Raw genomic sequence first — 15,382 nt, 5'->3', positions numbered from 1 at the left:
CCATTGGCAGCCAGTTTTAACGACATAAAGTATGCCATCAATGACAGTTCTTCTATCGGCTGGTGGCCGACCTCTAGAGCCTAGTTGCCACTTAGTCTTTGGGAGTAAAGGTGTTAACACTGCCCATTGTTTATCAGTCAGATCCGTTGGATAATACATTGTGGCTCTTTTTTTGTTCCCTGTTTGTTTTTGGCGAAACTAATGGTAAACAGAAGAAGAGTCCATTCCTATCTTCTTGAAACTGCTTTGCGGTTAATGATTAATCTTTTACTTAGGCATCTGTGTATTTTTGATTTTTAAGACACGTTCTAAGAGTCTCTGATGGTGGAATAGTAATTATGGATGTTTGTGCCCAGGCATAGAGTTTTTCCCAAGGAACAATGACATACTCATGATTCACCCCAAAAGGCAACGCAACCTCTCGGCGCTGACGATTAAAGCGTATAAATCTATATTTTTTTAAACTCAGAAAAGTGCTGTACATATAAAAAAATAAAAAGACATGGGTTCCAGTTAAACTACTGAGCATAAAAAATATAGGATAATCAATATTATAAGAGAATAAAAAATAAAATGACAAACCTACTACGGCAAAAAAAAGATTGAAACAATTAAAACTTAGCGCTAAACCTTCTTCTCCTTCGCAAATGTTGTTATAACCAATATCCAAATAGACATCGGTTTTAGCTTTAACAATATGCGCCCCATCATAAGGGGTATGTTGGGTCTCAATAGGCAGGGGCGATAACACCAAAATCCGGTTTAATTTATCTTTAAAAATTTTACCTGCCATCATTTGTTGTCGGCTGATCATTGGTGCTCACCACATAACCCATTGTCAGTACTTATTAGCATAGGCTAACAATGTCCTAGACTGTCAAATCTACTTCGAACACGCCGTCAATCCTTCCCTGGAGGCTCAACTACCGCTTCCCTGCGGCAGATGGTTCTGCGCAAATTCAACAGTCCTAATACCTGTGTGCTCACACTCATCATCTACATACAAAGGTTTCTAATAATGATTTAAACTTTCATGCTTAATGATAGCGCGATGGTAATCAGGCCGTTGAGGATTGTTTGTGAAACAGGCGCCGGGAGCGCAGTACCCATTGCAGGCCAGGGAATGGCCTTGTGATGGGTGTGGAGCAAATAATCATTAACAGCTAACAGCACTAACACTAATCACATACTTTCCCAGCATTCATTTATTCTTTTATCTGATCTCTCCTGACCTTTTTTCTAGGGTCATACACTGGCATGTTTTCATCACCCAATTTTCCTCCCTGCTCATAATAAGTCATAGCTAATGCATTGGCTTCCTCTAATTCTGGTGAGGGTTTACGCCACTGACTTTCGGGGATAGGTTCAGACCATCGTATAATCTCATCTGATAGTGTGACTTTTGGAATTCTTTTTTCATGCCAATCACTCAACCAGTATGCAAAGTATGAATAATGCATCCAGTCCCAAATTTTTTGTTTGTATATTTGCCAACCAACTAAAATACCATTTTCTTTCCAACGGCGGCGACTATCTTTATATTCTTCCAAAGTATCAAGATTACTTGGTGAAGGGCAAGCGTCCGGCCCCTCTTCCATAAATGCACGAATACATTCCCATTGCATAATGCAATTTATTTCAGCCCCACACGCGACTTCATAGCGTCCTCGAAAATTAGTTACATCTGTAGGGCTGGCCATCGTAATGGTTAATGTGGATAAGGGTATAGCAGTCGTATCTGATAACATCAGTGTAGTGCCAGCCCATGCATATATTTTTTCCCAAGGAATAATTATAAATTGGCCTTTTTCACCAAACGGTAAAGCGACCTGTTTACGCTGGCGGTTAAAGCGAATAAAACGCTGTTTTTTTAATGCAAAGTAACCTCTTGCTATTATGTGAAAATAAAATAAATGTAAACCAATAAAAACCATAAGGAAAGCATTTAAAAAAAAATTATAGCCGGATCTGAGTTGAGGGGTAAATATAACAGTTAATAACAGTGCTCCCCCAAATACTAAATAAACCAAATTGCAAAGTAAGGCTAAATTTTGAGCCCCCACCCGCACACTTTTATGACCAATATCTAAATAAACATCATTCTTTGCTTTTATAATCCCTTGTCCATCCATACAAGAGTTATTAGTAATAATAGGTAATGGAGATAAAACCAGTATACGGTTTAACTTATCTTCAAAGGTTTTACCTGCCATCATTCGTTGTCGGCTGATCATGTATTATCCTCTGTCATCTCAATGTGCTCAGCTCTTAAATCAGAGAGAGGCAGGAGGTGGGCATAAGCTAATCTATCTGAGGATTCAAGTTGCGTCATTGCCCCTGTTCGTTGTATGTTCAAACTACCGAATCGTATATAACCTTCTTCACTATTAAGTGGCTTATGCGCTAGATCAGGTATTACCGATAATACCCACTCTATTTTACCTTTTGAAGTCATTAAATAATCTGGTAGCTCAAACTCAATGATTAGCCCTTGCTCTAATAAAGTGTACCTGCTCCCCAAAATTACATCATTGGTAATATCTTGCCAGTCAAACTCATTAGTTTTCCACCTACTTGCTTCCTCTAGTTTTATAGCAACCGCTAATGCAATAGGTGAAGGATCATTATCCTTTAGGTAAAAAAGGCGTACTGAAGAAAACCCCATAATATTTATGACGTACTTTACATTTGCGACTATATTTTCTGAACCATATCCTGATGCTTTGATTTGGGTTCTTGATCTTACAGACTGAACTATTATTTGAGGTACAGAGATAGCTTCTGCTAGTAATTGTTTCGACTCTAATTCAGAGTACTTTCTATTCCCAATACCCCAAAGTGACTCTTTTACCCATTTAAATAATTTTTTTGGATTATAGTACTCATAAATAAGTGAGCCAATTATAACAATGAGCGATCCTACCAATAGCCATAGATTAACTCTAGCCAAAACTGTAGCTCGATTGGCTAAAGCCCCACCCCAGCTTTCAGTTTGTTTAAACAATACTGTATAAACTATATCACCATATACGTAAGTTTGACGCCCATAACTTACCAAGTTAGTAAAATGACCAATTTGTTTGGTCACTATTGCAGCTTTGGCCCCTGCACTGCCATCTTTTATTGCTTTCTCAAAATTATCAAACTCATAAAGCATATAACTGATTGTAGAAATAAACCCTAAAATTGAACTAAAACCTCCACTCAGTACAGTCACTTTTGCCAATTTATCTACTAAAAAAGGATTTTGGGTATTTTCTAAAGCATCTTGTAAACCTTTACGCCACACATCAGTTATAAAAGTATTAATAGCAGCTAGTGTACCAGATAATGACCCAATATAAAGTTTATAGTCTTTTGCACTTTGCTCTGTTTTACTGGAAATTTCTCCACTAACCTGCACAAAGTTTACAATATTTGCGACCAAAATACTTATAGCCAAGTTACCTGGCTTTAATAATTTTTTTGCTGCTTCACCTGTATCTTTAGTATTATACCCTTTCCAAATTCCTTGCTTCAGATTTTTATAATGAACTCTTAGTTCATCTAATTCTGGGTGTGTTAGTGATACTGAGACAACTCCTTTACCAGAGGAGTTAAGTGGGTCTGTCATATCAGCAATACTTTGTAAGATATTACCTTGCTGATGCTTTATATCTTTTATTTTTAAAGATAAATTTTTATACTCACCGATGACTTTTTTACGTAAAGATTGGTTTGTTGTAGATTTCCATTGCTGTTTTAGTTCATTTCCAGCTCGAATATGTTTTTTTAAAATAACCTGCATACTGTTAAGTTGTTGAACTAGCTTTTCAAAATGATCTACATCTGCTTGCGAAGCAAGTTTTATCCCCACTCCACTACCATTCATAAGTCCTTCAAAAAATAAACTATGCATTCCCGGACCACACTTTTCCATTAGTCTAACAAATTTATTAGCTACCTCCCTTACCCGTGTTTTATTTACATCACTAAAGCTCTTCAATTCTGATTTAAATTGTTTTTCTAACTCGTAGCGATAAGCAGGCTCCAAAATATTACGTACCTTTTGACCTGATGAAGTCATTCGCTTTAAACGTTTTGTAAGCGCAGTATCAACACCTTCCATCTCTAATAGCTTCGATAATTCTTTAGCATCTTCAAATCCTTTTTTATATGATTTTATTCTTTTTATAAGCGTAACAGCTCTACGGACATGTGCGCTAATACTTAACCAATCAGTATCATCTGTTGGCATTGCATCCAGAATATTCTGGATACCACTTTTTGCAATAAAAAAGTCATTCGCAAATTCGACCCCACTTTGTGTATCGCAAATATAATTTACACATCCAAATAATGCTTCTCCGTAGTACTTATGTTGATCTTTATCCTCTGTATCAAAATACCAAGCGGCTTTATAAAACTTTGGAATACATTTAGCTCTATCTTGTACAACAGTTTCTCTTAGCTTGTCATGACGTTGTAACCATTTTCTTTGCTCAGCAAGATAGCTTGTCATTTCTTTCAAGCGTGTCAAAGCTTTTACTCTTGGGGCTAATCCGCCCCACCCTTCCTTCATCGAATCTTTCGCATCAGTATAGTTTTCAAAAGCTGAAACTGCTTCTTCATAATGTACACCAAACGCACCTTTTAATTTTCTCTCTATAGAATCAACTTCTTTTTTTAGTTGATCAATTTTAGACTGTTCTTGCTCTAATTTTCCCTTAGGAAATTGAATATATTCTTTCCCTGAAATACCTTGCTCTGCAGTTTCAACTCGCTTTTGCAATACTCCTCTTTTTTTAAATAACTCATACTGATCTTTTGATAACTGTAATTGATCACCTGTTTGTTTAGCTAACATTGATTTAACTTCATCAAACTTATAGGTGTACAATCCTTCAATAAAGTCTGCGGTGAAAAACTTATTTTGCTCTTCTTTTCGCCAATTTTCCTCCCATTCAGCCAAATAACCTTGATAGTTTGTTAAGTCTTTGAGCACACTTAAAATATCAAACATTAATATAAATGCAGATTGATCAGGAGGGGTTTTGTCAAAAAGACTTAAGTGATGGCCTCCTGGTGAATCAACTTTATTGAGTGACCAATAAAAACCTTTTGTTTCAAACTGAATACGTGAGCTATTTGGGTTCTGTTTTGGTTGCCTCGTATTATTCCGTGATACTTGCCTTGCTAATGGATCACTGAGAATTAAAGGTTTACACTCAGCAATACGTACAGAGCCTTCAGACCAGGGTATTAAATGCTCAGCACCATCACATGCGGAAAAACCACTTAAAAAAACTTTTTGCATAAGTTTATCGCGCATGCCTTGTTCATTGGTGACAATCATTGTCTCCTTTTTCTCAGTCCACTTTATTTCTGAAAAATAAAACCATAACATGCCCTGCTTAGGAAGTTTAATTGGACTTTCTCCGGCAAATGCACCTTTACTGGTAATGATCTTTAACCGCAGCTTATCGGGTTTATCTGAGTGAATATAATAAAAGTAACCTTTACGCGCTAAACGCACCCCTATTGGTTTGATCTCAGTATCAATCCCTGGCTGAAACGCAGGATGATCCTCAATGGCTTCTTCCACTAAGGCATAACGTAATGGATAAATAAAAATATGATCATAGGTATACGGACAAGCTTGGCCACTTTGTTTTGGCGATTGGGTAGAAGCCTGATACGCCGCAGTATTAGGATCTTTAATTTCTTTAGCCATTACTAACCTTGCTGTTTACTGTTTGCTGTGCTTTTATCGAAGCTTCCTTGATACGTTGTGAGGGCGTCAGTGAACTGGACTGTGTTAATAAAGCATATATTTCTGGGTATATGTCAGGTTGTAACACATCGAAACCTAAAAACCCGATGACATTACAATAAAAAAGTATATCTTGCTCTGTTTCAAAATTTAAAGATGCTGCCTCATTATATAACCTATCTGCACGCTCTAATTTTTTCTGTTGATTCAATCCAGATAAAAAATCAGGAAAGAACATATCCATATGCTGAACTAACCGCTTTAAGAAAAAATGATACTTTGCATCAGATACCGCACTCCATTGATTTTGACCGAGCGTAAGCAACGCGTCATAATTATTGTCGGTATTTGGTTGAGCATTTTTAAAAGCTAACCATTCTCCCTCCCTATAGCAATAGAGATCACTAATAGGCCCAAGTAAGTAGGTAAGCTGCTTTGGTAAACTAGCTTTAAATAACCAGCCACATAGATTTGTATCATACAACCTGCAAATAGCGACATCATTACACTGATTTAATACCCTGCACCACCACTGACAATGAGTAATCAACGCTTCAAATGAGTACTCACTAAAAAAAATAATACCCGCCTGTAAATCAAGCCCCTCTGCCATAAAACGAGCCCATAAAGGTGAGTACATTTCCACTTTCACCAACTCTGGAGAAACAACCGCAATATCATGCAATTCAGTATTCAAATATAACGTTCTCATTTGAGGAACAGGATCAGCCTCATAGATCCAACGTTTAATATTATCAAAGCGTACTGAATCTAATAATAAATAAGCTGAAGTATCGGGCCATTCAATATTTTCTTCAACTGTAAATACACGGTAATGGTGTTGATTTGAACTTGTCTTCATCTTTTAAGATATCATCAATCATCAGTCTATTTTTAGAATAGGCGATTTCCTGATATCACTGTAGCTCACTATACTAACTGTATGTTCAATGGGTACAGCAATACAGCCAACACCCTAAGTAACAAGATATAAATTAATCATCATTTTATTATTAGGTTAACGAAAAAAACAATTATGGAATACGGTCACACCAGTGTATTTAACTGCGCTATAGATGGTTGCGAAGAAACATTAAGAGTCGTTTCCTTTGAAGTTAATGAAGAAATATCATCACTGTACAACGTATCCATCATTTTTGCTTGTACCAGTGCAGATCTTGAATTAAAACCTTTACTCAATAAATCTGGTTTTTTATCACTATTTGACGAAAACCAACCACGTTTTTTTCATGGAAAGGTATGTGAGATTAGCTATCTGGATACTGGACGACGATTTTCACGCTATCAGATGAACCTTAGGCCAGAAATATGGTTGTTAACTCAGCGTCATAATATGAAGATATTTCAAGAAATGGATAGCCTTGATATCATTTATAACCTTTTACTAAATGCAGGCTTACAGGATAAAAATCATTTTCGAATAGAGGTAGGCAAACGTCCTCCCAAACGAACTTATTGCACTCAATACCAGGAAACGGAGCTTAATTTTGTCCATCGATTAATGAGCGAAGATGGCCTTCACTATCACTTTGAGCATAAAAAAGACAAACACACTTTAGTGATCAGTGATTCAAAGTATATATTTAAACCTGTGCGTTCTCCTGAATTACCACTCATTAATGACCGAGGTATGATCAAACCTGATTATGTCATTCACCGTTTTAACTTAAGAGAAAAGCTAACTGTTAATAAGGTTACTTTAAGAGACTATAATTTTACGAAACCCAGTCTTGATCTAGAGCAGCAAAAACAACTTACAACAGAATCACAACGAGAGCTGTATTATCATAGTGGTCTATACCAAACCATACCGACTGGAACACAACAAGCTAATGTCAAACTCCTTCAAGCACAAAGTCAAATAACCTTAGGACAAGGAGAAAGTAACTGCATTTACCTTTTGCCTGGTGGGCTGTTTACGCTACAAGAGCATTCCAACCCTCAACTTAACCAACAGTATCTTGTCACAAAAACCCGTCATTATGGAAAACAGCCTCAATCTCTAGAAGAAGGCGCGAGTGATGAACCTACTACGTATAACTGTCAGTTTAACTGTACTTGTTATAAAGACCTTGAGTTTAAAACAATCGCCTCGCCTAAAATAATCAAAAAAAATCGTTGCTATGGAATTGAGTCGGCTACAGTAGTCGGTCCAAAAGGAGAAGAAATCTACACCGATCAATATGGTCGTATTAAAGTACAGTTCCATTGGGACCGTGATGGTAATTACTCAGAACATGCTTCTTGTTGGGTTCGTGTGGTACAGCCATGGACGGGTGCAGGCTGGGGGGCTTTGCAACTACCAAGAATTGGTCAAGAAGTTTTAATCAGCTTTATTAATAGTGATCCTGATCGCCCAATCATTAAAGGGGGTCTTTATAATGGGCTGAATATGCCACCTTATCAATTACCAGAGCATAAAACCAAAACCACCATTAAAACCTGCAGTACTCCCAATGCAGATGGTTTCAATGAATGGCGATATGAAGATAAAAAAGGTCAAGAACAGATTTTTGTTCATGCCGAGCGAAATATTGATATTCATGTAAAAAAGGACAAAACAACACATATTGGTCATCAGCAGCATGAAATTGTTGATCAATCACACCATAGCCATATTCACCAAAAGTATACTCAACATGTACATGGACAACTCAATACCCAGGTGGAACAACAGCAATACGTTACTGTTCATGGCAATCTACATGAAAAATCCAAACAAAAAACATTTACAGACAGTACTCAAGAAATACACTTACAATCCAGTAGTAAACTCATCATTGATGCCAATATGGAATTAATTGCCAAGGGTAACAACAGCTTTTTTAAGTTGAACCCTGGCGGTGTCACTATGAATGGCCCAAGTATACGTATTAATGCCGGTGGAACACCGGGTGTTGGTACACCAGCACAATCAGTCGCATTAAAGAGTATGTCATGGGATGTTGACGCCCAAGTTGTAAATGTCAGAAAAGCAGCCGCAGTGGCTGATATACAGTGTGACTTGTGCAAAAAAACCACTTCAAATAATAAGTCATCTTAAAAGAGACTAAATACACTTTGATCAACACATAATGATTATGCATCAGAGTTTTCTAAGTAGCATTATCAAAACCTTATTTTTTTTGGTTATAATATGCGCCACCATACCAAGTCATTCTTCAAATATTGAAATAACGCTTAATGGCAGAGACATCAAAATCAATAACAAAGCTGTTTTTCTCGATACCCCTATAGATAACTGGTTCAACTTGCTGGGTAAGCCAGATAGAACCACCAAATTTGTCGTGAAAGGTTTACCCGAGGAATATTTGAGAGTTGCATATACCTGGGATAAGTTAGGGTTAGCCATTGAGTCACGACTAAACACCAATAAAGCACATTCTTTGTTAATCATGCTTGATATAAAAAACCATTCTGAAAATATTGGCCCATTTTATAAAGAGCAAATTTCACCTGATGATGTGCCTATAAGCAAAGTTAGTGTTGTAACAGACTTATATTTAGCCTCAGCCAGAAGAAAACATACGTATCAGTTTATTCTTTTCCCAAAAAAAGATTTTAGCGGAAATCTTATAATCGAAGAAAAAAAAAATAAACAAGACAACTCTTGAGAAAAACTTCTTTAACATCCCTAAGAATTACAACAAAAGATCATTCTCAAAAATAGAGCCTCTTAATAGCATTTCTGACTTCCCTAAAATAGTCTCTCTAGGAAGAGCAATCGAGTATGTCATGATGGGAAAAGAATTTGGTGATGAGATTTATGTCAAGTTTCGGCCACTTTATGACGACTCAGGAAAACCTCAAGGGCTAAGTTATATTATGATCATTCATGGTAACTTGTATTCAGACCCAAATAAGTACAAAAAACGTTAAAAGTGAAAAACTATAATGACTATGAACAGAATACATAAATCAACAACACAGTTAACTCTGCAGGTATTACTTTTAATTACTTTAATGCCAATAATCGCTTTTTCAAATGATAACGTGGTCGAAATAGATGGTTGTTATCTCAAGTATAATGGCAAGAAAGTTCACTATGGTACCCATAAAGATGAATGGAATAAAGTGTTTGGACCTCCTGATAAAGAAAGCAAAAATATTAGCTGGTTGATTTGGTCGAAGTTTGGCCTAAATGTGTATTTTTCAACAGAAACCAATAACACTGGCACAGTGAGTATTTATCTTGCACCAATGGCTGCTGAAAGTGCTTCTATAGAAAAAGCCTATGAAGAAGATGAACCCAATCTTAGAAATAAGATTCGATACCGTAGCTGGCTTGCACACACCAAAAGCGCTCGCATTAAAATACGTGGGCAAATATTAGACTGGCAAATTCATCCCTACGAGTTTAATGCGCTTTTAAAAAAGCACAACAAACCCACCCTATTTTCGGAAGACTTTTTTGGTTACTTTGGCAGATTACCCTGTGACAATGGCAAATCAGCCCACTTACATTATTTACTACCTGATTTAAGCATACTGTACACCATGGAAGACTAACTAGACCACTATGTAATCATTATAGTGATTACAAGAACTTGGCAATCCTTGACCAGTCGAATTACTATAAAGTACACCACACCTGGTTAAGGAGTATGAATGAAAATAACGTCTGGTAGTGCTTGGCAGCGTATACAACAGCAGGGGTTTGATATACTACAACGCGGTCTGGATCGTCATGTCCGGCTGGCCGTCACAGGCTTAAGCCGCAGTGGTAAAACCGCTTTTATTACATCTCTAGTAAACCAGCTACTGGAAGGCTGTGATAACCAGCATCTGCCATTTTTTGATGTCGTACGTCAGGATCGCTTTTTAGGTTGTCGCCGTATCAGCCAACCTCACCCTCATATCCCAAGTTTTCGCTATGATCAGGCACTACAAGCCTTATCCTCACAACCAGCTCAGTGGCCAGAGCCTACCCGTGGTTTAAGTGAACTTCGATTAGCCATTCGTTTTCGACCAGAAAAAGGCGTCACCAGCTGGCTAACAGATACTGCTACCCTGTTTTTAGATATTGTTGACTACCCTGGTGAGTGGCTTCTCGACTTACCTATGCTTAACCAGCAGTATTTAGTATGGTCTCGGGAGCAGCTTCAGCTTCTACAAAGTGAACCTCGAGCGTCTAAAGCTGCATCATGGTTACAAAAAGCACAACAGATTAAGCCCGATGATCCTGTCAATGAAGACTTACTGAGAGACTTAGCAGAAGAGTATACTGAGCTACTGCACTACTTTAGAGAAACCCTCGGTTTACATTTATTACAGCCTGGCCGATTTCTATTGCCAGGCGAAATGTCTGGTGCACCGCTATTACACTTTTTTCCTCTACCCGCAGCAACTCACTTAGAAGACAGTATAAGCCCTGTGACAGGCACCCAACTTGAGCAACTAGTGAAGCGCTTTGATGCCTATCGTGATCATGTGGTAAAAGGCTTTTATAAAGAACACTTTGCTCAGTTTGATCGTCAAATTGTGCTTGCCGATTGCTTACAGCCTCTTAATGCTGGTCCTGCAAGTTTTCGTGATTTAAAGCGCGCCATTGAACTTATACTTGAAAGTTTCAACTATGGTCGAAGTAGTTTATTGAACCGACTATTTGCGCCAAAAATAGATCGACTTTTATTTGCCGCCACTAAAGCAGACCACATCACCCCAGAACAACACAGCCATTTAGTAGCTTTGCTCGGTCAACTGGTTCATGGTGCAAAGCAACATGTCCGCTTTGATGGCATACCCTGTGACACCATGGCTCTAGCATCTATTCGGGCAACTACTGCCGGGTATTGTCAACATCAAGGCGAATCTATACCCGCTATCCAAGGCAATAAAGCGGAAACCGGAGAAGCAATCACTTTATTCCCTGGTGAAGTACCTACTGTGCTCCCCAACGATGAATATTGGCAAGATAACCATTTTGAATTTGTAAGCTTTGCACCTCAAGCCAAGCAACCCGACCAACCTTTAGCGCATATTCGCTTAGATCAGGCATTAGCTTTTTTGTTAGGGGATAAACTGCAATGACAGCCAATAGCAATACACCAGACAATCAAGCTAAACCGCTTAAAACAGCTATTCGTTTTGATAAAACAATCAACGATTCAACCTCACCCACACCCACACCCACTTTAAAATCACAACAAGTGCTGGATAATGGTGTTACGTTAGAAGAAATTCCTGCCACCGAACTTGAGCAAACACTGGAGCAACTCACCAAACAAAAAAATGTTCCTCAAAAATCCCGTAGTATTTTGCTACGTTTAGGGCTTATTACGCTAGGGACAGCCTCTCTTGTCGAATTAGGGCAGTTTTTATGGGCTAGCTGGCAGGAGTCACCTATGCTAGCAGGGCTTTTTATTACGGGGATTGGCTGTCTTTCCATCGCGACGTTACGACTCATTTTTCGAGAGCTTGGCTCACTAAAGAGGCTACGTGGTGTGCACCGTTTTCAAGAACGTGCAGCCCAGTTATTAGCCAGCGAACAGCAGGGTGAGGGTGTCATCTTTTGTGAAAAGCTAGCCAAGCGCTGTAATCACGATAAGCATGAATGCTTTCAAGAGTGGACTGCACAACTGACCAATGTGCACACTGATAAAGAAACACTACAGCTTTATAACCACACTGTGTTAAGCACCTTTGATCAGCAGGCAAAGCGTGCAGTTAACCGTAGTGCTTCTGAGTCAGCTTTATTTATTGCTATCAGTCCACTAGCCATTACAGATATGATGATTATGATGTTGCGCAATGTAAAACTTATCAGTGATATTGCAGCAATTTATGGGGTAAGGTTAGGCTATTGGAGTCGTATTAAGTTAGTCAAATCGGTACTCGTCAATGTCTTTTTTGCCGGTGCCAGCGAGCTTGTTGCCGATTTAGGGATGGAATTATTGGGAACAGAGCTTGCGGGCAAACTTTCTGCTCGTATGGCTCAGGGTATAGGTGCTGGTTTAATGACAGCAAGACTGGGTTATCAAACGATGGCACTGTGTCGACCACTGGCCTTTACAGAACAAGAGCGGCCAAAGTTAAAGCACATTCACCAGCAGTTACTGACTGAACTCAAACAAACCCTTTGGCAAACTTCTGCACAGTCACTCAAAAATACCATTAAACAAAAAGACAGTTAGCATTTAGCCTTATCAACGTTATTTGTAATCTCTGCCGCAGCATGAGGGTGTCGCCAAACTACTTGCTTGCAACATCCTCACTGAGCAGCAGAAACAACAAGAAAAGGGCGTATAGCTACTTATGGTGTGTATTAGCATACACCTGAATAACGCCCCCCAAAACCTGATAACTGCTGCTAACATCAATTTTTATGATTTGGCTTTCGGGATAATACGACAGTAAAAGCTCATCATCATGACTGATAATATACTTGCCAATAGTTAGCTCATTTTTTCCTTCAAACCGCATAGCTATTAACATATTTACCGATGGCTTTAAGCTTGTATCAACAAAAAATATTGAGCCAGGCTTAAACATTGGCTGAATATCTCGATCTAATTGAAATGCCAAGAGTGTTTCTTTAGCCTCAACCAATTTAGTTTCTACAACACCTAAAGACTCACCAAAGGGATCAGATAAAGAGTAAAGCGGTACTGAAGCCTTTTCAATTAACAGCCCTGTCTGCTGAGCTTGAATATCAATAACTTGCTTGCGTAATCCAAGTAAATCATCCAATGTGACATCAAAGCCATCAGAACGAAAATAGTCAATAATTTTGATGAGCGTCTCTATGGTTGGATTTGTTACACGTTTACTTGGATCAGAATGAATTAACCTGGACACTAATGATCTAGGCACATTTAATTCTTTCGCTAATCGAGAAGCCGTGAACTTGACATTATCCCGTTTCGATTTCTGCTGAATAAGATCACTAATCACCCAGTGAATAGCATCTGTTGTAATGTCACTTCTGGTCACAATTCCACACCGCCTACTTCTTACTAATAACCACTGATTATTGATATATCCTTCTTTACGAACAAAGTGAAACATTTGTTAACAGTTATTTATAAAACTTGTGTAGTATATTAAAAACATGAATTCCTTGTTCACTATGACCACCACAAAGGATACCGAACTTTCTTTGCACTTCTTAATATAAGCTTTTGGGGATTCTCCACTTAACACCCAAGCAAGGGCTTTTTAATCAGTTGGTTCTTAACCTACTGCCCTCAAATTTTACCTTGTGTTACTGTCACTCGCCTAAGCATATCAGGCCAACACCGCCATAAAATCTTCGCTACGAGGATAATTCCTTACAAAAACAAGCCCTAAAAATGATTCATGAAGGGTATAGATGAAATACGTATTAATACTATTAGCGTTAAATACTACCAACGATAAATACTATTAGCTTCAACAAATCCCTATTATACTTATTTTGTTGTATATTATAAAAATATTCAATAATGTTTTTTGCCAGCACAAGTCAATATAACCCTAATGAGTCATTTATCGCTGTTCAAACCAACCCTAAGCGCTAAGAAATAAAAGGTATTGCGACAATATCAGATGCCAGAGTAGCCATCGCTACTTTAAGGAAAGATCAAAAGGAAGGGTTCAAGCATTACCTTCTAATTGGCAGAGCTCAATAACGCAGGTAATGCTTGAATGGTTTACAAAACAGGTATCAGGAGCACCGCTGTTACTGAATATAGTGAGTTGGGTCTTCTATACCCGCATCACTAAAGCCTTTTTTACGTAAATAACAGCTATCACACTCACCACATGCCTCACCTTCATCATTAGCTCGATAGCAAGACACTGTTAAGCCATAATCGACGCCTAACTTGTGCCCTAGCTGGATAGTTTCAGCTTTATTAAGATGAATAAGTGGCGTTTCAATACTAATAGGCTTGCCTTCAACACCAACCTTAGTGGCAAGTTCGGCCAGCTTTCGATAAGCCTCAATATACTCAGGCCGGCAGTCTGGATAACCGGAGTAATCAACTGAACTCACCCCAATGAAAATTGCATCCGCTTCCAACACTTCAGCCCAGCCCAAAGCAACCGCAATTAGAATTGTGTTTCGAGCAGGCACATAAGTCACAGGAATCTCACCATCATCGACATAATCTGGGATATCAATCGATTGATCTGTCAGTGCAGAACGCGTTAACTGATTAAGCTGTAAAGGAAGAACTTCATGTCTTGCTGCGTTCATGGCATGTGCAATACGTTTGGCTGCTTCCAGCTCTGAGTTATGCTTCTGACCATAGTCAAAGCTCAGCGCATAACACTCATGACCCTGTGATTTTGCATAAGCCAAACATGTAGTGGAATCTAAGCCTCCAGAAAGGAGCACAACAGCCTTTTTCATCAGTAATCCTCTAACTTTTTATGACTTGACTTAACCTGCTAGTGGCCCCTGCCTTTACTACAGACTATTTCTCACAGAGTATAACCTTCACGAATGATTTCTACTCGATTCCGAAGTTTTTTCTTCTTGACTTTTTTATTGCTTGAATAAATCAATAAGTTATAGAAATAGGCTGCCATGTGACAACAAGTGTTTACTAACTATGTATACACTGATCCTTGGAGCTTTTAGTTTTGCAAGCATTAAAAACTTCGGAATCGAGTTCTAGGTTTTGT

The 15,382-nt window shown here is 38.3% G+C and carries 13 protein-coding genes; 6 read left to right on the top strand and 7 right to left on the bottom strand.

Annotated elements, in window-relative coordinates; translation table 11 throughout:
• The 5 genes from F607_RS36035 to F607_RS0112745 all read right to left on the bottom strand — a co-directional run.
• The coding region (locus F607_RS36035; protein ID WP_157365461.1) for a transposase at positions 1-159 on the bottom strand (159 nt) is incomplete at its 3' end.
• Positions 160-271: 112 nt separating this feature from the next.
• Entirely contained in the window at positions 272-796 is a 525-nt protein-coding gene (locus F607_RS0112760; RefSeq protein ID WP_157365460.1) for a hypothetical protein, read from the bottom strand.
• A 409-nt stretch (positions 797-1,205) separates the two neighbouring features.
• A complete protein-coding gene (locus F607_RS0112755; RefSeq protein ID WP_027708397.1) occupies positions 1,206-2,234 on the bottom strand; it encodes a hypothetical protein in 1,029 nt (342 codons plus the stop codon).
• Positions 2,231-5,713 carry a toxin VasX gene (locus F607_RS0112750; protein ID WP_027708396.1) on the bottom strand — a complete coding sequence of 1,161 codons (3,483 nt, stop codon included), beginning with the start codon at positions 5,711-5,713 and terminating at the stop codon, positions 2,231-2,233. The genes F607_RS0112755 and F607_RS0112750 overlap by 4 nt, the downstream gene beginning before the upstream one ends.
• Positions 5,706-6,614: a DUF4123 domain-containing protein gene (locus F607_RS0112745; RefSeq protein ID WP_027708395.1), complete on the bottom strand. Its 909-nt coding sequence runs from the start codon at positions 6,612-6,614 to the stop codon at positions 5,706-5,708. The genes F607_RS0112750 and F607_RS0112745 overlap by 8 nt, the downstream gene beginning before the upstream one ends.
• A 174-nt stretch (positions 6,615-6,788) precedes the next feature.
• Here F607_RS0112745 and tssI point away from each other — a divergent pair, with 174 nt between their 5' ends.
• The 6 genes from tssI to F607_RS29545 all read left to right on the top strand — a co-directional run bounded on the left by tssI (position 6,789) and on the right by F607_RS29545 (position 12,906).
• The gene (gene tssI / locus F607_RS0112740; protein WP_027708394.1) at positions 6,789-8,816 is read left to right on the top strand and encodes a type VI secretion system tip protein TssI/VgrG; all 2,028 of its coding nucleotides are present in this window, start codon (positions 6,789-6,791) and stop codon (positions 8,814-8,816) included.
• 31 nt (positions 8,817-8,847) lie between these two features.
• Positions 8,848-9,387, top strand: coding sequence for a DUF7738 domain-containing protein (locus F607_RS0112735; RefSeq protein WP_027708393.1), 540 nt, complete (start codon positions 8,848-8,850; stop codon positions 9,385-9,387).
• Between the two features lie 121 nt (positions 9,388-9,508).
• Positions 9,509-9,652, top strand: a complete 144-nt coding sequence (locus tag F607_RS34090) for a hypothetical protein (protein ID WP_157365458.1) — start codon at positions 9,509-9,511, stop codon at positions 9,650-9,652.
• A gap of 15 nt (positions 9,653-9,667) precedes the next feature.
• Complete coding sequence (locus F607_RS0112725; protein ID WP_027708392.1) at positions 9,668-10,282, top strand: DUF7738 domain-containing protein; 615 nt, start codon at positions 9,668-9,670, stop codon at positions 10,280-10,282.
• Between the two features lie 99 nt (positions 10,283-10,381).
• The gene (locus tag F607_RS0112720) at positions 10,382-11,803 is read left to right on the top strand and encodes a YcjX family GTP-binding protein (RefSeq protein ID WP_051311443.1); all 1,422 of its coding nucleotides are present in this window, start codon (positions 10,382-10,384) and stop codon (positions 11,801-11,803) included.
• Positions 11,800-12,906 carry a YcjF family protein gene (locus tag F607_RS29545; RefSeq protein WP_051311442.1) on the top strand — a complete coding sequence of 369 codons (1,107 nt, stop codon included), beginning with the start codon at positions 11,800-11,802 and terminating at the stop codon, positions 12,904-12,906. Before F607_RS0112720 ends, F607_RS29545 begins: the two co-directional genes overlap by 4 nt.
• 115 nt (positions 12,907-13,021) lie before the next feature.
• Here the strand turns inward: F607_RS29545 and F607_RS29540 are convergent, their stop codons facing one another.
• Entirely contained in the window at positions 13,022-13,705 is a 684-nt protein-coding gene (locus F607_RS29540; protein WP_169719792.1) for a helix-turn-helix domain-containing protein, read from the bottom strand.
• Between the two features lie 727 nt (positions 13,706-14,432).
• Complete coding sequence (queC, locus tag F607_RS0112705; RefSeq protein ID WP_027708390.1) at positions 14,433-15,107, bottom strand: 7-cyano-7-deazaguanine synthase QueC; 675 nt, start codon at positions 15,105-15,107, stop codon at positions 14,433-14,435.
• Between the last annotated feature and the right edge of the window lie 275 nt (positions 15,108-15,382).

This window comes from Zooshikella ganghwensis DSM 15267 (assembly GCF_000428585.1).
Classification (GTDB): Bacteria; Pseudomonadota; Gammaproteobacteria; order Pseudomonadales; family Zooshikellaceae; genus Zooshikella; species Zooshikella ganghwensis.
This window is presented reverse-complemented; position numbering and strand designations above follow the sequence as displayed.

What these genes read in the sequence shown, in the direction of transcription:
- F607_RS0112760 (WP_157365460.1), bottom strand. Translation starts at nt 796, where the DNA reads ATGATGGCAGGTAAAATTTTTAAAGATAAATTAAACCGGATTTTGGTG.
- F607_RS0112755 (WP_027708397.1), bottom strand. Translation starts at nt 2,234, where the DNA reads ATGATCAGCCGACAACGAATGATGGCAGGTAAAACCTTTGAAGATAAG.
- F607_RS0112750 (WP_027708396.1), bottom strand. Translation starts at nt 5,713, where the DNA reads ATGGCTAAAGAAATTAAAGATCCTAATACTGCGGCGTATCAGGCTTCT.
- F607_RS0112745 (WP_027708395.1), bottom strand. Translation starts at nt 6,614, where the DNA reads ATGAAGACAAGTTCAAATCAACACCATTACCGTGTATTTACAGTTGAA.
- tssI (WP_027708394.1), top strand. Translation starts at nt 6,789, where the DNA reads ATGGAATACGGTCACACCAGTGTATTTAACTGCGCTATAGATGGTTGC.
- F607_RS0112735 (WP_027708393.1), top strand. Translation starts at nt 8,848, where the DNA reads ATGATTATGCATCAGAGTTTTCTAAGTAGCATTATCAAAACCTTATTT.
- F607_RS34090 (WP_157365458.1), top strand. Translation starts at nt 9,509, where the DNA reads ATGATGGGAAAAGAATTTGGTGATGAGATTTATGTCAAGTTTCGGCCA.
- F607_RS0112725 (WP_027708392.1), top strand. Translation starts at nt 9,668, where the DNA reads ATGACTATGAACAGAATACATAAATCAACAACACAGTTAACTCTGCAG.
- F607_RS0112720 (WP_051311443.1), top strand. Translation starts at nt 10,382, where the DNA reads ATGAAAATAACGTCTGGTAGTGCTTGGCAGCGTATACAACAGCAGGGG.
- F607_RS29545 (WP_051311442.1), top strand. Translation starts at nt 11,800, where the DNA reads ATGACAGCCAATAGCAATACACCAGACAATCAAGCTAAACCGCTTAAA.
- queC (WP_027708390.1), bottom strand. Translation starts at nt 15,107, where the DNA reads ATGAAAAAGGCTGTTGTGCTCCTTTCTGGAGGCTTAGATTCCACTACA.